Here is a 21,673-nt window from a genome sequence, read left to right as displayed (position 1 = left end):
CGGTCGGCGCGCCGCCCGGGTCCCGTCCCGGCGCGGTCGCGCGCCCATCCTGCCCTACCGGGCGAACACGACGGTGCCGGACGGGGCCACCGGGCCACCGGGCCACGGGGCCACGGGGCCACGGGGCCACCGGCCTACAGGCCTACAGGACGAAGGCGTCCTGGTCGGTGCTGCTGACCATCGGACGGCCCGCGCCCTCCCAGGCGTACATGCCGCCGTCCACGTTCACCGCGTCCCGGCCCTGCTGCACCAGGTACTGGACGACCTGCGCGGAGCGGCCGCCGACCCGGCAGAGCACGTACAGCTTCCCGTCCGGCAGCTCGCCGATCCGGGCGATCACCTCGCCGAGCGGGATGTGCAGCGCGCCGTCCACGTGGCCGGCGTCCCACTCGTCCTGCTCGCGCACGTCCAGCAGGGCTGCGTCGGCGGGCACTGCGGCGGCGGTGGTGGAAGGGATCTGCGCGAACATCGTGTGGCTCTCCTGGGGCTGGGTCGGGTCGGTGCCATTGTCGCCCACGGGCCGCCGGTGGCCGTCGCCCGCCGCGGCCGGGGCGCCGAGCAGCCGCTCCAGTTCGGCCTGCTGGGCGGCGGCCTTGGCGAGCAGTTCCTCGGCGAGCTGCTCCAGCAGCCGGTCCGGGTCCTGCGGGGCCAGCGCGAGCAGCTGACCCATCGGGGTCTGTTCCAGCCGGACCTGCTCGGTGGCGGTCTCGGTGATCTTGCCGGTCAGCCACTCCAGCCGGCGGCGCAGCCACTCCAGCCGGTCGGGGGAGTCGGTTCCGGGCGCGGCCTCCGGCGCGGTGGACCACTCGGCGGACAGGCCCTCCAGCGCGGCGGCGTCGCCGACCGCGTAGGCCTCGTTCACCCGGGCCAGGAACGCGGCCCGGCGCTGCTGCTCGGCCGGGTCGGTGCTGAGGTCGGGGTGGGCCCGGCGGACCAGCTCGCGGTAGATCCGCTGGGCGTCCCGCCCGGGGCGCACCCGGGCCGGCGCGGCGGGCGGCGGCGGGGCCGCCTCCTGCTCCCGGACGGAGTCGAACAGCGCGTCGAGGTCGGGCAGTTCGTCGACCTGCCGGCGGGCCTCGGCGGCCCGGCGGAGGTCCTCGGGGTGCCCGGTCCTGGCCGCGACCGCCTCGGCGACCAGCGCCTCCAGCTCGTCCAGCCGGGCGTAGAGCGGGCCCAGCAGCTGATGGTGGATCAGCGCGAAGTTGTCGATCTCGACCCGCAGCGTCTGCACGTCGACGTCCATGCTGAGCCAGGCGAGTTCGGCGGCGGCGACCCGCTCCTCCAGCTCCTGCTGCTGCGGGTCCGTCCAGCGGACGGGGCTCTGCGCGGTCACTTCTCGCCTCTGTCTCGTCCGGCCGGCTGCGTCCATGCGGAGCCGCCTCGCGGGGTGGCCCGGCCTGCCACCCTACCCTCGCGCGCGAAGGCCCCGTCCGGGTGAACGGGGAGTGCGAACCGGCGCGCGCCGCACGACACGCAACCGATCCTGAGGAATCTCCCCGTTTCGCTATCACGCCCGGGCCGGTCCGTGCTTCGCTAGGGCGTGTCTGATGATTCGCGTCGGATCAGCACGCGGCGTCGGGCGCCCGGCGGACTCGTTCAGACACGCCCTCAAGCCCGGCACGATCCACAAGACACGCCCCGGGTTTCCGCACAGCGTGCCTTCCTCCGGAGAGACGGCCGCCTCCAGGCGTGGCGGCCAGGCGGGAGCAGACCGAATCCATGGTGGCCGAGTCCAACTCCACACCGCGTCCGGCGGGCGCCGAGGCCGTACCGGGTGACCACCCGACCGGCGTGGCCGCCCTGGTCCGGCTCGCCCTCGTCCTGGTCGACCGGACCGGACGGATCGCCCAGTGGAGCCGGGCCGCCGAGGAACTGTTCGGGCACCGCGCCGAGGTCGCCCACGACCGGCCGGCCAGCGGACTGCTGCCCGCCGTGGAACCGCTCGCCGCCCCCGGCCAGGCCGCCGGGTCCGTCGTGCGCCGCCGCTGCGACGCCCTGGACACCCTGGCCGCGCTGACCGCCGACGGGCGCCCCTGGGCCGGCCAGCTGGCCGTCATCGACCGCGAGGAGCACCTGCGCGACGTGCTCTGGTGGGCCTGGCCGCTGCCCGACCCGTTCGGCGGCCTGCTCGCCCTCGCCGCCGACGCCCGGCCGCTGCGCACCGCCGGCCCCCGGCTCGCACTCGGCGAGCGGCTGCTGCCGTTCGCCGCCGCCCCGCCCGCCCGGGGCGGCTTCCACCGGCTGGGCGCGGCCCTGACCCCGCCCGGCCGGCTGCGCGCCGGTCTGCTGTCGGCCGACCGGCTGGCCGGGCTGCTGCCGGCCGGTTCGGCCGACCGCCGGGCGCTGCTGCTCGACGTGCTGGACCAGGCCGGTCTGCCCGCTCTGCGGCTGGACCCGGCCACCGTGCTGCCGGTCCTGCCCGCCGACCCGCAGGCCGCCGCCGCGCACGCCGCCGCCGGACTCGGCCGCCGCTACCCGACCGCCCAGCAGCGCGCCGCCCGGGTCGGCCCGCCGCCGCAGCCTGAGCAGTCCGCGCCCCCGGCCCGGACGGTCCGGGGGCGGCCGACCGCCCCGCTGCCGGCCCAGCGCGAGACCGCCGAGCGGTCCGCGGCCGCCCAGCCGTCCGGCGCCGCCGGCGCCCCGGCGGGCGTCCCACCGACCGCCCCGGCCCCGGCGGTCCCGTCCCCGACCGCCCCGTCCCCGACCGGAGGAGGAGCCGCCATCGAGCCGGCCGCCGCCGAACCGTCCGCCCACGGCCGTCCACCCCGCCGCACCGGCCGGGCCCCTTCCGCCCCCGCCGGCGCCGAGGGCGCCCAGTCCGGTCGGCTGAGCCCGTTCCTGACCAACGGGCAGGCCGGCGAGCAGCTGGCGCTGCTGAACGAGGTCGGCGGCAAGGTCGGCACCACCCTGGACCTCGGCTTCACCGCGCACGAGCTCTGCCAGGTGCTGGTCCCCCGGGTCGCCGACTTCGCCTGCGTGGACCTGGTGGACGGGCTGATCTCCGAATCCGAGCTGCCGGCCGCCCGCCCGGACGACGACACCATGCTCCGCCGGGTCGCCCTGGTCTACAACGAGACCGGCGGCGCCTGGGACCACGTGCTGTCCGAGGGCTCGCTGGTCAGCATGCCGCGCCGCACCCCGCCGGGGATGGCCCTGCAGCTGAACCAGCCGGTCCTGGTCCCGGTGATCAGCGCGGACGTCGCGGTCGACTACGCGATCGCGCTCGGCGGGGCCCGGCTGGCCCCGGTGGTCTCCGGCCGCTCGATGCTGGTGGTGCCGCTGTCCGCCCGGGGCACCGTGCTGGGCATCCTCAAGCTGCTCCGGCTGCCGGACCGCGCCCCCTTCGACGAGAGCGACGCCGCCACGCTCAAGGAGCTGGCCGTCCGCGCCGCGCTCTCCCTGGACAACGCCCGGCTGCACCGCGCCGAGGCCAGGGTGGCCACCACCCTCCAGCGCTCGATGATCCCGACCCGCCCGCCGCAGATCCCCGGCGTCCAGATCGCGCACCGCTACCTGCCGGGCGACCCGAAGGCCGAGGTCGGCGGCGACTGGTTCGACGCGATCCAGCTGCCCGGCAGCCGGGTCGCCCTGGTGGTCGGCGACGTGATGGGCCACGGCCTGCACTCGGCGGCCGCGATGGGCCGCTTCCGGACGGCCATGCAGACCCTCGCCGCGCTCGACCTGCCGCCCGGCCAGCTGCTGCGGCACCTGGACAACCTGGCCCACAAGCTCGGCGACGACCACCTCGCCACCTGCCTGTACGCGGTCTACGACCCGATCAACCGGACCTGCGAGCTGGCCAGCGCCGGCCACGTCCCGCCGGTGCTGGTGCACCCGGACGGCTCCGGCGAGCTGCTGGAGATCCCGGCCGGCGCGCCGATCGGGGTCGGCGGGGTGCCGTTCGTCGCCAAGACCATCGACGTCTCGGACGGCTCGATGCTGGTGCTGTGCACCGACGGCCTGGTCGAGGTCCGGGGCGGCGACATAGGAGCGGGCCTGGCCGCGCTCTGCGGCAATCTGATCGACCCGCTGCAGAGCCCCGAGCAGGCCTGCGACGTGGTGCTCAAGCGGCTGCACTCGGACGACCGGAAGGACGACGTCGCCCTGCTGGTGGCCCGCTTCGACGGGGTCGCCCCGTCCGAGGTGGCCACCTGGGACCTCAGGGTGGACCACCGCGAGGTGCGCCGGGCCCGCTCGCTGGTCCGCGAGCAGCTGGCCGGCTGGCACCTGGAGGCGCTCAGCGACATCACCGAGCTGCTGGTCAGCGAGCTGGTCACGAACGCCGTCCGGGTGGCCCGGGACCGCGTCCAGCTCCAGCTGATCCGGGTGGACAAGCTGCTGGTGGAGGTCAGCGACGACAACCACAACCTGCCGTCGCTGGAACCGGCCGAGCAGTTGGGCGAGACCGGCCGCGGTCTCACCCTGGTGACCAAGCTCGCCGAACGCTGGGGCACCGCCCGCAAGGCGGTCGGCAAGGTGGTCTGGTTCGAACTCCCCCTGCCGCACGCCTGACGGCCGGCTGCCCGACGGCCGTCAGACGGTGTGTGGATCAGGGGACGAGCGCGCCCGCCGGGCGCCGCCGGGCCTCCACCGCGACCTCCCGCGACGCGGCCGCGGCCACCGAGGTGGCGGCCCCGACCCCGGCCAGCACCCGCGGCCAGAAGTCCCCGAACACCTCGACCGAGACGGCGAGCAGCAGCGCGGTGGTCACCGCGACCACGTGCTCCAGCCCGGCGAGGTTCGGCAGCACGACCGCCTCGCCGACCATCATGACCACCACCAGGCCGGCGGTGAACCAGGCCCGGCAGCGGAACGCGATGCAGATCGCCAGCGCCACCACCGCGGCCGACGGCCCGGTGTCCCGCACGTAGGCGACCCACTTCGGGAAGCCGAACAGGTGGCCCGGGCCGAGCGCCACGCCGATCCGGGCGAACAGCGTGCCCGCCAGGGTGCAGGTGTAGGCCACCACCAGGGTCATCCGCCGGCCGAGCACGATCTCGGCGACGCCGAAGACCACGAACACCTGGGCCAGCGCGCCCCAGACCGGCAGGTCCAGCGCCGGCACGTACAGCGAGAGCGGGGTCCGCAGCAGCGAGACGTCCAGCGGCAGCGCCGCCTTCACCACCCCGATGCGGTTGACGAAGTGCTCACCGCCCGGCAGGTGCTGGGTGATGCTGAACAGGAGGATCAGAAACGTCGCCGCCGTGGCCATCGGAACGGCGGCGAACTTCTTGCGCACCACCGCGTCCCGCACCGTCGCGTACAACGTCCCCCACTCGGCGACAGCGGCCGATCTGGCCAGTGCCAGCGACCCCTCCCGCACGCCCCCCGCGTGGGTCCTGTCCATCACAACCGTTACTCCCGAATCCCCGAACTTTCTGAGCTACCCCCACATTAGAAGCCTCTTAACAAATCCACATCGGCATAGATGCGGATCAGGGTCATCCTCTGGGGGGAGGGATATCCCTGACGTCACCCCCTATCCGACCGCCCGGTCCCCTCCGCCCCCCGGCGGAGGGCTACCCCTTCCCGTCCCGCGCCGCGACCGGGAGCCGGGGCGCCACCACGGCGGCCCCGGAGTGCCGGCGGCGGAACAGGGCGGGCAGGCTCGGCGCGACGATGAAGCCCTCGGCCCGCGCGCTGGCGATGCCGATCCGCGGGATCTCGCTGCTCTTCTCGAACAGCAGGTAGCGGGGCTCCCAGATCGGCCGGTACTTGGCGTTCGCGCGGTACAGCGACTCGATCTGCCACCAGCGCGAGAAGAAGCCCAGGACGGAACGCCACAACCGCAGCACCGGGCCGGCCCCGAGCCGCGAACCGCGCTCGAAGACCGAGCGGAACATCGCGAAGTTCAGCGACACCCGCTTCAGCCCGACCTCCTCGGCACGCTGCAGCAGCTCGATGACCATGAACTCCATCAGGCCGTTCTCGGTGTCCCGGGCCCGGCGCATCAGGTCCAGCGAGAGCCCGTCCGGGCCCCACGGGACGAAGCTCAGCAGTGCCTTGAGCTCGCCGTCGCCGTCGTGGCACTCCAGCATCACGCAGCGGCCGTCGCCCGGGTCGCCGAGCCGGCCGAGCGCCATCGAGAAGCCGCGCTCGGTCGCCCCGTCGCGCCACTGGTCGGCCTTGGCCACCAGTTCGGCCATCTCGCACTCGGGGATGTCCTCGTGCCGGCGGATCCGCACCGTGTACCCGGCCCGCTTGACCCGGTTGTACGCCTGGCGGACCACCCGCATCGCCCGGCCGTCCAGCGAGAACTCGTCCAGCTCGACGATCGCCTCGTCACCCAGCTCCAGCGCGTCCAGCCCGTGCCGGGCGTAGATCACGCCGGCCTCCTCGGAGGCGCCCATCACGGCCGGCGCCCAGGCGTGCTCGCGGGCCTCGGCCAGCCAGGAGTCGATCGCGCCCGGCCAGGCCTCCGGGTCGCCGATCGGGTCGCCCGAGGCCAGCGAGACCCCGCCGATCACCCGGTAGGTCACCGCCGCCTTGCCGCTGGGGGAGAAGATCACCGCCTTGTCCCGGCGCAGCGCGAAGTAGCCGAGCGAGTCCCGCTCACCCTGCTTGTCCAGCAGCGAGCGCAGCTTCGCCTCGTCCTCGGGGTTCAGCAGCTCCTTGCCGCGCGGGCTGCGGAAGGCCACGTAGAGCACCAGCAGGAAGAGCACCGCGCCCATCGCGTTGATCGCCGCGTTGACCCAGGTCGGCGAGGAGATCACCGAGCGCAGGTGCTCCGAGGGGTTGATCGTGATCATCCGGCCGACGGAGTAGCGGAAGAGGTCCCAGAAGCCCGCGCCGCCGAGCCCGTTGGTCGCCCAGACCAGCAGCGCGCCGACGACCCCGCCGAACAGCAGCCCGCCGACGAAGGTGGCCGCCGCGGTCTTCGGGTTGGAGCGGTCGCCCTTGGACGTGAAGTCCTTCCGCCCGATGACCAGCGCCAGGACGAACAGGCAGGTCAGCACGGTGGAGATGTAGTTGAGCGGGTGGTCCTTGAACCGCTCGCCGGGCATCACCATGGCCAGCAGGTACAGCACCGCGAACATGCTGGCCAGGGCCGCGTTGAAGATCCAGGCGGCCCGCTTGCGCCGCCGCATCGCGATGGCCAGGAAGACCGCCAGCACCGCGCTGGCCAGACCCGAGGTCATCAGGTACGGGGTGAAGTACTCACCCTCGTTGTGCTCGTTGACCTGGTTCCCCCACGGCACCAGCAGCACCGTCGCCACGTTCAGCAGCGCCAGCAGCCGGAGGTACCACACGGAGACGGCGGCGGCCCGCGGGCGCCAGCGGTCGAGCACGCCGACGGGCCGGGGCCCGGTGGACGTGGCGGAAGGCTCCGACTTCACAGTGGACGACACAGCTCAATTCCAAACGATCAGATGGTGGGGCGCATCCGCACACGGCCCGGCGACGGGTGCCCGCAGGGGGCCCGACGGACTGACCGGCGGCCCTCACCTCGACCGGGCGCCCACTGAATGGAGCAGGCCGACAAAGGGCAGCCAACTCCATGGTTCCCCACCCGGCCTGAGAATTGCGTGAACCGGGTAGCGGATTCCGACCCCCGCCATGTGGCGGGGGTGAGGACCGCCATCCGTTCGGCGCCCCACCCCGGCTACCCCTACCCTCGAAACGACCCGCGCGGACCGCCCGACCCCGGCCGCCAGAACCGAGGAGGCACCATCACCGACACCCGCGTGCTGATCGTGGACGACGAGATCCTGGTCCGCTCCGGCCTGGGCCTCATCGTCGGCTCCGCCCCCGACCTGGACGTCGTCGGCGACTGCTCCGGCGGCCAGGCCGAGGAGCACGTCCAGCGCCTGCGCCCGCACGTGGTGCTCCTCGACATCCGGATGCCGGACCTCGACGGCATCTCGGTGCTGCGCCGGCTGCGCGCCCTGCCGGACCCGCCCGCCGTGGCGATGCTCACCACCTTCGACAGCGACGAGTACATCGGCACCGCGCTGCGGGCCGGCGCCGCCGGCTTCCTGCTCAAGGACACCGCCCCCGAGCAGCTGGTCCACGCCGTCCGGGTGCTCGCGGCCGGCGGCAACATCCTGTCCCCGACCGTGACCCGCACCGTGATCGGCGGCTACGTGGACGGCGGCGGCCCGGACGCCGAGGCCACCTCGCTCGCCCGCACCCTCACCGGCCGGGAGCTCGACGTGCTGGCCCTGCTCGGCGAGGGACTGTCCAACGCCGAGATCGCCGACCGGCTCTTCCTCGGCACCGGCACCGTCAAGGACCACATCAGCGCGATCCTCGGCAAGCTCGGCGCGGCCAACCGGGTCCAGGCGGCGGTGCTCGCCCACCGGGCCGGGCTGGTCCGGCCGAAACCCGGCGACGGGGCATGACGGCCACCGAACAGCTGCCGTCCAGACGGCTCCCGGCCTGGTGCACCGCCCCCTGGCTGATGCTGCTGCTGCCCGCCCTCTACTCCCTCCTGGACGCCGCCCTGGTGGCCCGGAACTCCCCGTGGTGGCAGATCGCGCTCTCCACGCTGGCCGCCGTCGCCCTGCTCTGGCGCCGCCGCTTCCCGGTGGCGGCGCTGCTGCTCACCATGCCCGGCAGCTACGTCGACGACATCTGGCTGGCCCCGATCACCGCCGTCTACACGGTGGCCGCCGAACGCCCCCGCCCGCGGATCGTCATCCCCTGCGCGACCCTGTTCACGCTGGTCGAGTTCTTCCACTGGCCGCTGTCCGAGCAGACCCTCGAACTCAGCCGGGACACCGCGCTCTACGCCATCCAGTCGGTGATGCTGGCCGCCGGCCCGGCCGCCACCGGGCTGCTCGCCCGCACCCGGCGGGAGCTGGCCGCCCGGCTCGACGAGCTCACCCGCGGCCAGGAGCGGGAGAGCCGGCTGCTCGCCGAACGGGTGCTGATCAGCGAACGCGGCCGGCTCGCCCGGGAGATGCACGACGTGGTCTCGCACCAGGTCAGCCTGATCAGCATCCAGGCCGGCGCGCTCCAGGTGAGCACCGGCGACCCGGCCGCCGCGACCACCGCCCGCACCATCCGCGAACTGGCCGTCCGCACCCTCGACGAGCTGCGCCAGATGGTCGGGGTGCTGCGCAGCACCGCGAGCCCGCGCCCGGACGCCCCGCTCGCCCCGCAGCCCCGGCTGGCCGACCTGCCCCGGCTGATCGCGGAGAGCGGGCTGGCCGCCGACACCGAACTGAACCCCGGTGACCGCCCGTGGCCGGAGGCGGTCGAGCGGGCCGCCTACCGCACCGTCCAGGAGGCGCTCACCAACATCACCAAGTACGCCCCGGAGGCGGCGGTGCACGTGAAGGTCCGGGCGAAGGGGCGCCGGCTGCGGGTCGAGGTGCGCAACGACGCGCCCCCGGTCCACCCGGACGAGATCCTGCCGGGCGGCGGCCACGGCCTGGTCGGCCTGCGCGAGCGCGCGCAGTTGCTGGGCGGCTCGCTCAGCGCCGGCCCCACCCAGGACGGCGGCTTCGAGGTCCGCGCCGAGCTGCCCGCCACCCGTTCCTGACCGGGACAACGAGAAAGCCCCGCAGATCCGTAGATCTGCGGGGCTTCGCTGTGCGCGAGGGGGGAGTTGAACCCCCACGCCCTTTCGGGCACTGGAACCTGAATCCAGCGCGTCTGCCTATTCCGCCACCCGCGCATGGGTGTCGTCTTCGTTGCCGACCGATCTTCCGAACCGCTCGGTACCATGTGGTCTTCGCGTTCCCTTGGACCGGCCTCCCTGGTGGGCGGCCCTTCCGACGTGGAAAACAGTAGCACGACCCGGGGGGCCGCTCCGAATCCGTTCTCCGGCGGGACGAAGCGCATCCGAACGGATGCACGACGAACGGGCGAGCGAGTGACGGGAGCCCATCCGGGCGGGCACACCTGGCGTGCCGTACCCGGTATGCGTCACCCTGTGTGTCCGAGCCCACCCCCGGGCACCACGCTGTCCGGGAACCGTACGGAAGGGCCCGGCGTGGATACGATCAGTACGGAAGTACCGCAAGTAGGCACGACCGACTCCCGGCGGGATCCGGTCGGCAGGCAGGCGAACGAACCCTGGAAGGGGGTGTCCCATGGGAGTGCTGAAGAAGTTCGAACAGCGGCTTGAGGGTCTCGTCAACGGCACCTTCGCCAAGGTGTTCAAGTCCGAGGTCCAGCCCGTGGAGATCGCCGGTGCGCTGCAGCGCGAGTGCGACAACAACGCGAGCATCTGGAACCGCGACCGCACCGTCGTGCCGAACGACTTCATCGTCGAGCTGAGCCCGCACGACCACGAGCGGCTCAGCCCCTACTCCGGGCAGCTGGGCGCCGAGCTGGCCGGCATGGTCCGCGAGTACGCGGAGGCCCAGCGGTACAGCTTCATGGGCCCGCTCCAGGTGAACCTGGAGAAGGCCGACGACCTGGACACCGGCCTGTACCGGGTGCGCAGCCGCACCCTGGCGGCCGAGGAGCCGCAGCAGTACGCCCCGCAGCAGTCCGGCTACGACCGCCAGCCGGCCGCGCCGGCCCCCGGCGCACCGTGGCAGCAGACCGGCGCCGGCCAGTACGGCGCGCCCCCGCCGCCGGCCGCGCCCCCGGCGATGCCCCCGGGCCCGCCCGCGACGTCCGGCGGCAACGTCCGCGCCTTCCCCGGCGCCGGCCACGGCGCCTCGGTCCGCCGCTGGATCGAGGTGAACGGCGCCCGCCACCAGATCACCGGCGCGGCCTGCGTGCTCGGCCGCTCGACCGAGGCGGACGTGCGGATCGACGACCCCGGGGTCTCCCGCAAGCACGCCGAGATCCGCCCCGGCACCCCTTCGATGGTTCTCGACCTGGGATCCACCAACGGCATCGTGGTGGACGGACAGCACACCCAGCGCGCTACGCTCCGCGACGGCTCCCGCATCGTCGTGGGCTCCACCACCATCGTCTACCGACAGGTCGAAGGGTAGTGTCCGAGTTGTTCGCGCGCCTCGCTCACCGACAGGCGGGCCGGCCATGTCAGAACTGACCCTCACGGTCATGCGGCTGGGCTTTCTGGCCGTGCTGTGGCTGTTCGTCATCGTCGCGATCCAGGTGATCCGCAGCGACCTGTTCGGGACCAAGGTGAACCCCCGCTCCTCCCGTCGTGGCGCCAACGCCGCTCCGGGCGGCGCCGCCGCCGCTCCGGCCGCCGGGCGCGCCGCACAGGCCCCGGCCGCCGGCCCCGCGGCGGGCCAGACCCAGGGCGGCGGACGCCGTCGCGGCGCCCCGACCCAGCTCGTGGTGGTGCAGGGCTCGCTGGCCGGCACCACCGTGGCGCTCCAGGGCCAGACCATCACCCTGGGCCGCGCGCACGACTCCACCATCGTGCTGGACGACGACTACGCGTCCTCCCGGCATGCCAGGATCTATCCGGATCAGACTGGGCAGTGGACGGTCGAGGATCTAGGCTCCACCAACGGCACCTATCTGGACCGGCAGCGCCTGACCGCGCCCACCCCGCTCCAGCCGGGCATGCCGATCCGTATCGGCAGGACCGTCATCGAACTGCGGAAGTAGTAGCGCATGAGGGACAGCATCCCGTCCATGACCCAGAGGGGGGCACAGGTCGCATGACCCTGGTGCTGCGCTTCGCCGCCGGCTCCCACAAGGGACTGATCCGGGAGGGGAACGAGGACTCCGGCTACGCCGGGCCGCGGCTGCTGGCCGTGGCCGACGGCATGGGCGGCGCCGCGGCCGGCGAGGTCGCGTCCTCCGAGGTGCTCGGCTCGATCGTCCGACTGGACGAGGACGTGCCGGGCGCCGACCTGCTGACCCTGCTGGGCGACGCCGTCCAGGGTGCCAACGACCGGCTCCGGCAGATGGTCGAGGAGGACCCGCAGCTGGAGGGCATGGGCTGCACGCTGACCGCCATGCTCTGGACCGGCCAGCGGATGGGCATGGTGCACGTCGGCGACTCCCGCGCCTACCTGCTGCGCGACGGCTCGCTGGTGCAGATCACCCAGGACCACACCTGGGTGCAGCGCCTGGTCGACGAGGGCCGGATCACGCCGGAGGAGGCCGAGACCCACCCGCAGCGCTCGCTGCTGATGCGGGCGCTCGACGGCCGCGGCCAGGTCGAGCCCGACCTGTCGATCCGCGAGGTCCGCGCCGGCGACCGCTACCTGATCTGCTCCGACGGCCTCTCCGGCCCGGTCAGCCACCAGACCCTCCAGGACACCCTCGGCAGCTACTACTCGCCCGAGCAGACCGTGCAGGAGCTGATCCAGCTCGCGCTGCGCGGCGGCGGTCCGGACAACATCACCTGCATCGTGGCGGACGTCATCGACGTCGGTGCCACGGACACCACGAGCGGCCAGTACAACGACGTGCCGGTGGTGGTCGGCGCGGTCGCCGACACCCCGCCGTCCTCGGCCGCCGCGGACCGCTCGATCGCCGACACCCCGGCCGGCCGCGCCGCCGGCCTCGGCCGCGCCCCGCAGGGCGCCTTCGGCCCGGCCGAGGGCTACGACGCCGCCCAGGGCGGCTTCGGCCCCGCCGAGGGCTACGAGGGCGAGTACGGCTACGGCTCCGGCGAGCCCTCGGTGTACGGCGCCGAGGAGTTCGACGAGGAGCCGCCCGCGAAGCGCAAGCGCAAGGGCCTCACCGTCTCGGTGGCCGTCCTGGTCACCCTCGGTCTGCTCGGCGGTGCCGGGTTCTTCGGCTACCAGTGGACCCAGGACCAGTACTACGTCGGCAAGCAGGGCGACCACGTCGCGGTCTACCAGGGCATCAACCAGAACCTGGCCGGCCTGAGCCTGTCCTCGGTGCACACCGCGTACAAGGACGTCGAGCTCAAGTACCTGCCGCAGGACCAGGCCGAGCACCTCAACAAGACCATCGCGGCCGACAGCCTGGGCGCCGCCACCGCGACCGTCCAGGAGCTCGACGGCTGGGTCAAGCTCTGCAAGAAGGTCGCCGACGCCCGGACCGTCCCGGCCACCCAGGCGGCGCAGGCCACCCACGCCGCGTTCCTGGCCGTCACGCCCACCCCGGGGGAGAAGACCCGCCCCCCGGCGGCTCCCACCTCCCCGACCCCGGCCACCCCGACCCCGACCGCCCCGAGCACGTCCGCCCCGGCGCCGAACGCCGCCGCACCGAACACCGGCCCGTCGGGCGACCTGTCCGGGCTGACCGAGGAGGAGCGCAGCCGGGCCGACTCCTGCCCGAAGCAGTGACCTCCGTGATCCGACATAGGCCCGCCCCGAGCGGGGCAGCCGGCCGTCAGGGAGCGGTCACCACGTGAGCACCTACGACCTGAGCGACGACACCGGCCGGGCCGGCAGGCGCCGGACGGCCACCGACCGCGCCGCCACCCGGCGCCGGGCCAACACCACCATCTCCCTCCAGGGCGCGCCGAACCGGCGCAACACCGAGCTGGCCCTGCTGGCCTTCGCCGTCGTGCTGCCGATCCTCGCGTACGCCAACGTGGGGCTCGCGATGGACTCCACGCTGCCGAGCGGCATGGTCGGCTACGGACTCGGCATGGGCGCGCTGGCGCTGGTCGCGCACCTGCTGGTGCGCCGCTTCGCGCCGTACGCGGACCCGCTGATGCTGCCGATCGCCACCCTGCTGAACGGTCTCGGCGTGGTGATGATCTGGCGGCTCGACAAGGCCGGAAAGCTGCTGAGCGCCAACTTCCCGGCGGCCCGGAACCAGCTGATGTGGTCGGCCCTCGGGATCGGGCTGTTCATCGCCGTGATGGTGTTCCTGAAGGATCACCGGGTGCTCCAGCGCTACACCTACATCTCGATGGTGGCGGCGCTGGTCCTGCTCGCCGCGCCGGCCTTCTTCCCGGCCCGGGCGGAGGACTTCGGCGCCAAGATCTGGATCCGGATGGGCGGCTTCTCCATCCAGCCCGGCGAGTTCGCCAAGATCATCCTGACGGTGTTCTTCGCCGGCTACCTGATGGTCAAGCGCGACGCCCTCGCACTGGCCAGCCGCCGCTTCATGGGCCTGTACCTGCCGCGCGGGCGCGACCTCGGCCCGATCATCGTGATCTGGCTGCTCAGCCTGCTGATCCTGGTCTTCGAGAACGACCTCGGCACGTCCTTCCTGTTCTTCGGCCTGTTCGTGGTGATGCTCTACGTCGCCACCGAGCGGACCAGCTGGATCCTGTTCGGCCTGCTGATGTCGATCGGCGGCGCGGTCGCGGTCGCCATGACCACCAGCCACGTCAAGGTCCGCATCGACGCCTGGCTCGACCCGATGGCCGCCTTCGGAGCACACCCGCCCAAGGGCGCCACCGAGCAGATCGGCCAGTCGCTGATGGCGCTCGGCTCCGGCGGGGTGACCGGCTCGGGCCTCGGCCAGGGCCGCTCCTGGCTGATCAACTTCGCCGCGAAGAGCGACTTCATCCTGGGCTCGTTCGGCGAGGAGCTCGGGCTGACCGGCCTGATGGCGATCTTCCTGCTGTACGCCCTGCTGGTGCAGCGCGGCCTGCGCACCGCCCTCGCGGCCCGCGACCCGTTCGGCAAGCTGTTCGCCGTCGGGCTCTCGTCGGCGATGGCGCTGCAGGTCTTCGTCGTGGCCGGCGGGGTCACCGGGCTGATCCCGCTCACCGGTATGACCATGCCGTTCCTCGCCCAGGGCGGGTCGTCCGTGGTCGCCAACTGGGCGCTGGTCGCGATCCTGCTGAAGATCAGCGACAGCGCCCGCCGACCCGGGGTCGAAGCGACCCCGGCCACCGAGGGCCAGGGAGGACCCGCTCGATGAACAAGCCGATCCGCCGGGTCTCGATCTTCTGCCTCGTCCTGATCCTGGCCCTGATGGTGCGCACCAACTGGGTGCAGGGCGTCCAGGCCGATGCCTGGGCCACCAACAAGAACAACAAGCGCCAGCAGTACGACCGGTACGCGCACCCGCGCGGCAACATCATCGTCGGCGGCCAGCCGGTCACGAAGTCCGACTTCGTCAACGGCCTGCGCTACAAGTACAAGCGCTCCTGGGTCGACGGCCCGATGTACGCCCCGGTCACCGGCTACTCCTCCCAGGTCTTCGGCTCCAGCCAGTTGGAGAACCTGGAGGACGGCATCCTCTCCGGCACCGACGACCGGCTGTTCTTCCGCAACACCCTGGACATGCTGACCGGCGAGCAGCAGCGCGGCGGCGACGTCGTCACCACGATCAACGCGAAGGCCCAGAAGGCCGCCTGGGACGGCCTCGGGGACAAGAAGGGCGCCGCCGTCGCGATCGACCCGAAGACCGGCGCGATCCTGGCGCTGGTCTCCACCCCGTCCTACGACCCGGGCACCATCGCCGGCAGCGAGAGCGGCGACTCCAAGGCCTGGACGGACCTCAACGCCGACCCCAACAAGCCGATGCTCAACCGGGCGCTGAAGGAGACCTATCCGCCCGGCTCCACGTTCAAGCTGGTGACCGCTACCGCCGCGTTCGAGAACGGCCTGTACCAGAACATCGACGACCAGACCGCGACGCCGGACCCGTACACCCTGCCGGGCACCCAGACGGTGCTGAACAACGAGTCGCCGCTCGAGAAGTGCGGGAACGCCACGGTCAAGTCGGGGATGGACCAGTCCTGCAACACGGTCTACGCCAAGATGGGCGCGGACCTCGGCAAGGACAAGATGCGGGCGCAGGCCGAGAAGTTCGGCTTCAACAGCACCATCGACACCCCGGTCCGTTCCGAGAAGAGCATCTTCCCGAACAGCGCGAGCCTGGACGGCACCGCGCAGGACTCGATCGGCCAGCACGACACCCGCGCCACCCCGCTGCAGATGGCCATGGTGTCCGCCGCGATCGCCAACAACGGCAGCCTGATGCAGCCGTACCTGGTCGACCAGGAGCGCTCGGCCTCGCTGACCACCATCTCCAAGCACACCGAGAAGCAGTTCTCCCAGCCGATGAGCCCGGCCACCGCGCAGAAGATGCAGGACCTGATGGTCTCGGTGGTGGAGAACGGCACCGGCAAGAACGCCAAGATCCCCGGCCTCCAGGTCGGCGGCAAGACCGGTACCGCGCAGCACGGCGAGGACAATGCCGGGCTGCCGTTCGCCTGGTTCACCTCGTGGGCCAAGACCACCGACGGCCAGTCCGTCGCGGTCGCGGTCGTGGTCGAGGACGGCTCCAACAACCGCGACGGCATCAGCGGAGGCCGGCTGGCCGCCCCGATCGCCAAGGCGGTGATGCAGGCCGTCCTCGGCAAGTGAGGAGGAGGCCCGACCGTGAGTGGAAAGTCACGATCGACACCCCCGTCCGGATACCGGTCTGATATCGGCCGACGGCCGACTCCGGTCCGATGCGGTGCGACCGGTAGCGTATCCGCCAGCAGCGGGTGTGCCCGTTGCCGCCCGCGAGACGGCGCACGGCCCGGCCGGAGAACCGGTCGAGACCCGCTCGGCGTCACCCAGAGCGTGCGGGGACACCTACGTCACAACCTCGCCGGCAGGTGAGGGAGAGGGTCGGAACTATGGAAGAGCCTCGTCGCCTAGGCGGCAGGTACGAGCTCGGCGGCGTCCTCGGACGCGGCGGCATGGCCGAGGTGTACCTCGCCCATGACACCCGGCTCGGCCGTTCCGTCGCAGTGAAGACGCTCCGGGCCGACATGGCCCGGGATCCGTCGTTCCAGGCCCGCTTCCGCCGCGAGGCGCAGTCCGCGGCGTCCCTGAACCACCCCGCGATCGTCGCCGTGTACGACACCGGCGAGGACTACATCGACAACATCTCCATCCCGTACATCGTGATGGAGTACGTCGAGGGGTCCACCCTGCGCGAGCTGCTGCACTCCGGCCGACGGCTGCTGCCCGAGCGCGCGCTGGAGATGACCATCGGCATCCTGCAAGCGCTGGAGTACTCGCACCGCGCCGGCATCGTGCACCGCGACATCAAGCCGGCCAACGTGATGCTGACCCGGCAGGGCAACGTCAAGGTCATGGACTTCGGCATCGCCCGCGCGATGGGCGACGCCGGGATGACCATGACCCAGACCTCGGCCGTCATCGGCACCGCCCAGTACCTCTCCCCCGAGCAGGCCAAGGGCGAGCAGGTCGACGCCCGCTCCGACCTCTACTCCACCGGCTGCCTGCTCTACGAACTGCTGACCGTCCGCCCGCCGTTCGTCGGCGACTCCCCGGTCGCGGTGGCCTACCAGCACGTCCGGGAGGAGGCGCAGCCGCCGTCCGTCTTCGATCCCGAGGTCCGCCCCGAGATCGACGCGATCGTGCTGAAGGCGCTCGCCAAGGAGCGCGACTACCGCTACCAGAGCGCCGACGAGATGCGCGACGACATCGAGCGCTTCCTCGACGGCCTGCCGGTGGCCGCCGCCCAGCAGGCCGCCGCGTACGGCATGGGCGCCGGGTACGGCTACGACCAGAACGGCTACCCGCAGCAGCACGACCCGTACGGCCAGACCAACGTGCTGCCGCAGCAGCCCGGCGGCGGCCCGACCACCGTCCTGCCGCAGGCCGGCGCGCAGCCCGGCTACGGCCCGCAGGGCGGCTACCAGGACGACGGCTACGGCCAGGCCTACGCCGACGGCCCGGCGGGCGGCGGCCACGACGACGGCTACGGCCGGGACGGCGGTCGGCGCGGCGAGCAGCCGCCGAAGAAGAGCAACACCTCCTGGATCGTGCTGGCGGTCGCCGCCGTGCTGGTCCTGGTCGGCACCTTCTTCGTGGCCCAGGCCATGTTCAACGGCAACGGCGGCGGCACCACGGAGACCCCGAAGGTCGCCGTGCCGAACCTGGTCGGCAAGAGCCTCGCGGACGCCAAGACGGCCGCGGCCGCGGCCGGTCCCAAGCTCGTGGTGGCCGAGGGCGACAAGCTCGCCTGCCCGGACGCCAACGTCAAGAAGGACCAGGTCTGCACCCAGAACCCGGCCGTCGGCGGCCAGGTCGCGGAGAACAGCACCATCACGGTGCAGCTCTCCTCCGGCCCGGCCAAGGCCCCCCTGCCGAACGTGGTCGGCAAGACCAAGGACCAGGCGACCAAGGCGCTCGGCGACGCCGGCTTCACCAACGTCACCACCGAGTACAAGGACGACGACACCGCTCCGCAGGAGAACGTCACCGCCCAGGACCCGGCGGCGGGCACCGCCGGCGACCCGACCGCGCCGGTCAAGCTGACCGTCTCGCAGGGCAAGTCGAAGGTGACCGTGCCGAACGTGGGCGGCGCGCAGAAGGAGGTGGCGCAGGCCCAGCTGGAGGGCCTGGGCTTCCAGGTCGACGCCTCGAAGACGGTGCAGACCACCGACCAGAGCAAGGCGAACACCGTCGCCGCGCAGTCGGTCCAGCCCAACACCAAGGTCCCGGCCAACACGAAGATCACGCTGACGATCTTCAAGATGCAGGACAAGCCCCAGGTCCCGCCGCTGCAGAACGTCAAGCTGTCGGACGCCATCTCGCAGCTGAGCAAGGTCGGGCTGCTCTACACGGTGGTGTCCGGTCCGTCGGACCCGAACGCCATCGTCGTGAGCACCAACCCGGCCGCCGGAACCCAGCTGGACCCGAACACCCAGGTGATGCTCATCACGAAGCCGGCCGATCCACCCAAAGGGGGTGACCCCCTCTCCCCCTCACCCTCCAACACCAAAGGGGGGAACAACAACTAAGCCCTGGTTCCCCTGGATCTGAGGCTTGGTGGGAGTTGTCCGGCCGTACGCCCGAGGGCCCGTCGCAGCGGTTGCGACGGGCCCTCGGGCGTTCTCGGTGCCTGGCGTTCTCGGTGCCTGGCGTTCTCGGTGCCGGGCTACGGCGACCGGGCCGCGGGTTCCAGGCCGCAGCAGCCGGACCTCAGCAGCGGCCGACGGGCTCAGGGCTGACGCAGCTCCGGCGGCGGGGTGCGCTTGGCGTCCACGTCGTCCACCCGCACCAGGCTCCCCCAGACCGCCATCCGGTAGCGCGAGGTGTACACCGGCGTGCAGGTGGTCAGCGTGATGTACCGGCCGGGGCCGGTGTAGCCGGAGCCGACCGGGACGGGCGCGACGATGCCGGTGTCGTACTTGGACGTCTCCGGCAGGGTGCTGTCGACCCGGTAGACGTACCACTTGTCCTTGGTCTCGACGACGACCGCGGCGCCCTTGTGCACCGCGTCCAGGTCGTGGAACTTGGCGCCGTGGCCGTCCCGGTGGGCGGCCAGCGCGAAGTTGCCGGCCTGGTCCCAGGGCATCGCGGCGCGGTAGGGCTGCTCGTACACCCCCGCCACGCCCTCGGCCAGGGTGTCGCTGTCGGTGCCCATCCGGATCAGCACCTGGTAGTCCCGGCCCATCGCCGGGACGTGCAGGAAGCCGACCGCGTCCCCGGCCGCGAACGGCGCGGCGGGGGCGGACGTCCCGCCGGGGGCGGCCGAGGGGGTGCCGGTCGGGCTCGCGGCCCAGGTGTCGCGCAGCCGGTCGGAGGCCGCGGCCGCCGAGCGGTCGGCCTCGACGTTGGTCCACCACAGCGAGTAGGCCACGAACAGGCCGAGCACCAGTCCCAGGGTGATCAGCAGCTCGCCGAAGACGCCGAGCGCGGCCAGCGCCCGACTGCGGCCGCGCCGGGCGGGCGCGGGGCCGGCCTCGGGCGGCGGGAAGGCCTCCTCCCGCGGTTCGGCCGACTGCGCGGTCTCGTCCGTCATCTCCGGTGCTCCCCCTTCGTGCCGGGTGCCCGGGCGGTCACCCGCCCGTGATCGCGGCCGGCTTGCCCTGGCTGCGCGGCCGTTCCTCGGTCATCTTGCCAAAGACGATGAGGCGGAACTTGGAGGTGAACTCCGGGGTGCAGGTGGTCAGCGTGATGTACCGGCCGGCGCCCGCGTAACCGGCGCCGTTGGGGACGGGCTTGATCACGCTCACGTTGTTGGGAGAGGTCTCCGGGATGCTGCTGGTGACCTCGTACGTGTAGTACGAGGTGGCGGTCTCCACCACGATCTTGTCGCCCTTGCCGAGCTGGTTGATGTACCGGAACGGCTCGCCGTGGGTGTTGCGGTGCGCGGCCAGCGCGAAGTTGCCCGCCTTGTCGGCCGGCATCCCGGTGCCGGTGTAGTGGCCGACCAGGCCCTTGTCGAGCACCGCCGGCTTGGAGGTGCCCTCGGCGATCGGGAACTTCAGCCCCAGCTTGGGCAGGTAGATGATGGCGAAGCCCTTGCCGGGCTCGAACGACTCCGGCTTGGCCGGGTCCGGAGCCGGCTGCCCGGGCTTCGGCGGCGCCAGGGCGGCGTCGAACTGCTGCTCCAGCCGGTTGCGGGCGCCGTCGGCGGCCGCGTCGGCCTGCACGTTGGTCCACCAGAGCTGGTACGAGACGAAGAGCAGCATCACCACGCCGAGCGTGATGCACAGCTCCCCGACGAGCCGCGCGGCCACCACGACCGCGGACTCCTTGGGCCGCGCCTTCGCCCCGGCGCCCCGGCCGTTCGCCCGGCGCCGACCGACGCCCGCGCGCACGGAGGTCCGGCCCTGGGCGGCCCTGCGGCGCTCGGCCCGGCCGCCGGTGGGCGGGGCCGGCTCCGCGGCCGGCCCGCCGATGTCGAGGGGCAGGCGCAGCTGGAGCGTCTGGTCGGGCAGCCAGGGGTACTCGGGGCCGGACGCGGCGGGCTGCTCGGCCTGCTCGTACACGCCCCAGGCGTCCTCGGCGGCGCCCTGTCCGGGCTGAGCCGGGTACGGCTGCGGGTACGCCGCCGCGTCACCGTGGTGCTGCCCGTCGCCGTACCGGCCGTCCCCGTACGGGCCGCCGCCGTACTGCGCGCCGCCGTACGGCCGTCCGTCGCCCGGGCCCGCCTCCGGCTGGTAACGCCCCTCCGGACGCAGCGCGGTCACGCCGCTCAGCCCCGGCCGATCACCGGGGCGAGCCCGGCCGACCGGTCCACGGCCTGCGGGTAGCCGCACTCCGCCAGCCAGTTGGCGAGCATCCGGTGCCCGCCCTCGGTGAGCACCGACTCGGGGTGGAACTGCACGCCCTCGACGGGCAGTTCGCGGTGCCGCAGGCCCATGATCACGCCGCTGTCGGTGCGCGCGGTGACCACCAGTTCGTCCGGCACGGTGGCCGGCTCGACCGCCAGCGAGTGGTACCGGGTGGCGGTCAGCGGCGAGGGCAGTCCCTCGAACACCCCGCCGTCCTCGTGCTCGACCGGCGAGGTCTTGCCGTGCAGCAGTTCCGGTGCCCGGTCGACCACCGCGCCGTACGCGACCGCGATCGACTGCAGGCCCAGGCAGACGCCGAACACCGGCAGCCCGATCCCCGCGCAGTGGTGCACCATCCCGATGCAGACCCCGGCCTCCTCCGGCGCCCCGGGCCCGGGGGAGAGCAGCACCCCGTCGAAACCCTGGTCGTCCTCGCCGCCGGACCGGCGGACGGCGTGCTCGACGGTCACCTCGTCGTTGCGCACCACCTCGCAGGTGGCACCGAGCTGGTACAGGTACTGGACCAGGTTGAAGACGAAGCTGTCGTAGTTGTCCACGACCAGGATGCGGGGCGCGGTCGGCTGGGTGGTCATTCTCGCGTGGTCTCCGTGGGATGCGGGGCGGGGTCGGCAGGGTGGAGGAGCAGGGCCGCCGGTTCAGCCGGCCGCGGCGCCTTCGCCGCCGTCCACTGTGACGTCACCGAAGGGGAGCAACGGTTCCGCCCACGGGAAGACGTAGGTGAAGAGGAGATAGACGATCCCCACGATGAGGAGCAGCGAGATGACGGCGCGGACCAGGGTGTTTCCCGGGAGGTGACGCCAGATCCAGCCGTACATGGTGCTCCCTCGACGTAGCGGACTGGGGTCAAGAGTAGAC

Annotated in this window: 16 protein-coding genes and 1 tRNA gene; 9 read left to right on the top strand and 8 right to left on the bottom strand. The window is 72.8% G+C overall.

Annotated features, from left to right (window positions below; genetic code table 11):
- Positions 1–142 precede the first annotated feature (142 nt).
- A complete protein-coding gene (locus ACIO9K_RS05830) occupies positions 143–1,333 on the bottom strand; it encodes a rhodanese-like domain-containing protein (RefSeq protein ID WP_363619386.1) in 1,191 nt (396 codons plus the stop codon).
- Positions 1,334–1,689: 356 nt separating this feature from the next.
- On the opposite strand from ACIO9K_RS05830, the gene ACIO9K_RS05825 reads away from it, so the two are divergent.
- Positions 1,690–4,512 carry a SpoIIE family protein phosphatase gene (locus ACIO9K_RS05825; protein ID WP_400327286.1) on the top strand — a complete coding sequence of 941 codons (2,823 nt, stop codon included), beginning with the start codon at positions 1,690–1,692 and terminating at the stop codon, positions 4,510–4,512.
- A 37-nt stretch (positions 4,513–4,549) separates the two neighbouring features.
- On the opposite strand, the gene ACIO9K_RS05820 is transcribed toward ACIO9K_RS05825, so the two are convergent.
- Both ACIO9K_RS05820 and ACIO9K_RS05815 read right to left on the bottom strand, forming a co-directional pair.
- Positions 4,550–5,347: a hypothetical protein gene (locus tag ACIO9K_RS05820; RefSeq protein WP_363587992.1), complete on the bottom strand. Its 798-nt coding sequence runs from the start codon at positions 5,345–5,347 to the stop codon at positions 4,550–4,552.
- 172 nt (positions 5,348–5,519) lie between these two features.
- Positions 5,520–7,349 carry a phosphatidylglycerol lysyltransferase domain-containing protein gene (locus ACIO9K_RS05815; protein WP_400327283.1) on the bottom strand — a complete coding sequence of 610 codons (1,830 nt, stop codon included), beginning with the start codon at positions 7,347–7,349 and terminating at the stop codon, positions 5,520–5,522.
- Positions 7,350–7,670: 321 nt separating this feature from the next.
- On the opposite strand from ACIO9K_RS05815, the gene ACIO9K_RS05810 reads away from it, so the two are divergent.
- Both ACIO9K_RS05810 and ACIO9K_RS05805 read left to right on the top strand, forming a co-directional pair.
- Positions 7,671–8,342, top strand: a complete 672-nt coding sequence (locus ACIO9K_RS05810) for a response regulator transcription factor (protein WP_363588016.1) — start codon at positions 7,671–7,673, stop codon at positions 8,340–8,342.
- Positions 8,339–9,487, top strand: coding sequence for a histidine kinase (locus tag ACIO9K_RS05805; RefSeq protein ID WP_363619388.1), 1,149 nt, complete (start codon positions 8,339–8,341; stop codon positions 9,485–9,487). The genes ACIO9K_RS05810 and ACIO9K_RS05805 overlap by 4 nt, the downstream gene beginning before the upstream one ends.
- A 51-nt stretch (positions 9,488–9,538) precedes the next feature.
- Here the strand turns inward: ACIO9K_RS05805 and ACIO9K_RS05800 are convergent.
- A tRNA-Leu gene (locus ACIO9K_RS05800) sits at positions 9,539–9,622 on the bottom strand.
- A 418-nt stretch (positions 9,623–10,040) separates the two neighbouring features.
- On the opposite strand from ACIO9K_RS05800, the gene ACIO9K_RS05795 reads away from it, so the two are divergent.
- The 6 genes from ACIO9K_RS05795 to pknB all read left to right on the top strand — a co-directional run bounded on the left by ACIO9K_RS05795 (position 10,041) and on the right by pknB (position 18,535).
- The gene (locus ACIO9K_RS05795; RefSeq protein ID WP_363587988.1) at positions 10,041–10,898 is read left to right on the top strand and encodes a DUF3662 and FHA domain-containing protein; all 858 of its coding nucleotides are present in this window, start codon (positions 10,041–10,043) and stop codon (positions 10,896–10,898) included.
- A 46-nt stretch (positions 10,899–10,944) separates the two neighbouring features.
- Positions 10,945–11,487, top strand: coding sequence for an FHA domain-containing protein (locus tag ACIO9K_RS05790; protein ID WP_363619389.1), 543 nt, complete (start codon positions 10,945–10,947; stop codon positions 11,485–11,487).
- Positions 11,488–11,540: 53 nt separating this feature from the next.
- Positions 11,541–13,145: a protein phosphatase 2C domain-containing protein gene (locus tag ACIO9K_RS05785; RefSeq protein ID WP_363619390.1), complete on the top strand. Its 1,605-nt coding sequence runs from the start codon at positions 11,541–11,543 to the stop codon at positions 13,143–13,145.
- A 160-nt stretch (positions 13,146–13,305) separates the two neighbouring features.
- Positions 13,306–14,682: an FtsW/RodA/SpoVE family cell cycle protein gene (locus tag ACIO9K_RS05780; RefSeq protein ID WP_363588014.1), complete on the top strand. Its 1,377-nt coding sequence runs from the start codon at positions 13,306–13,308 to the stop codon at positions 14,680–14,682.
- Positions 14,679–16,136 carry a penicillin-binding transpeptidase domain-containing protein gene (locus tag ACIO9K_RS05775; RefSeq protein WP_363619391.1) on the top strand — a complete coding sequence of 486 codons (1,458 nt, stop codon included), beginning with the start codon at positions 14,679–14,681 and terminating at the stop codon, positions 16,134–16,136. Before ACIO9K_RS05780 ends, ACIO9K_RS05775 begins: the two co-directional genes overlap by 4 nt.
- 260 nt (positions 16,137–16,396) lie before the next feature.
- The gene (gene pknB / locus ACIO9K_RS05770; RefSeq protein ID WP_363619392.1) at positions 16,397–18,535 is read left to right on the top strand and encodes a Stk1 family PASTA domain-containing Ser/Thr kinase; all 2,139 of its coding nucleotides are present in this window, start codon (positions 16,397–16,399) and stop codon (positions 18,533–18,535) included.
- A gap of 200 nt (positions 18,536–18,735) precedes the next feature.
- On the opposite strand, the gene ACIO9K_RS05765 is transcribed toward pknB, so the two are convergent.
- The 4 genes from ACIO9K_RS05765 to ACIO9K_RS05750 all read right to left on the bottom strand — a co-directional run bounded on the left by ACIO9K_RS05765 (position 18,736) and on the right by ACIO9K_RS05750 (position 21,633).
- A complete protein-coding gene (locus ACIO9K_RS05765; protein ID WP_363587978.1) occupies positions 18,736–19,539 on the bottom strand; it encodes a class E sortase in 804 nt (267 codons plus the stop codon).
- Between the two features lie 37 nt (positions 19,540–19,576).
- Entirely contained in the window at positions 19,577–20,713 is a 1,137-nt protein-coding gene (locus ACIO9K_RS05760) for a class E sortase (protein ID WP_400327279.1), read from the bottom strand.
- Positions 20,714–20,718: 5 nt separating this feature from the next.
- Positions 20,719–21,390 (bottom strand): aminodeoxychorismate/anthranilate synthase component II, encoded by a 672-nt coding sequence (locus tag ACIO9K_RS05755; protein ID WP_063348449.1) that lies wholly within the window; start codon positions 21,388–21,390, stop codon positions 20,719–20,721.
- A gap of 63 nt (positions 21,391–21,453) precedes the next feature.
- Positions 21,454–21,633 (bottom strand): hypothetical protein, encoded by a 180-nt coding sequence (locus tag ACIO9K_RS05750; protein WP_363587974.1) that lies wholly within the window; start codon positions 21,631–21,633, stop codon positions 21,454–21,456.
- Positions 21,634–21,673 lie beyond the last annotated feature (40 nt).

The organism is Kitasatospora sp. NPDC087271, assembly GCF_044744605.1.
GTDB lineage: Bacteria > Actinomycetota > Actinomycetes > Streptomycetales > Streptomycetaceae > Kitasatospora.
This window is presented reverse-complemented; position numbering and strand designations above follow the sequence as displayed.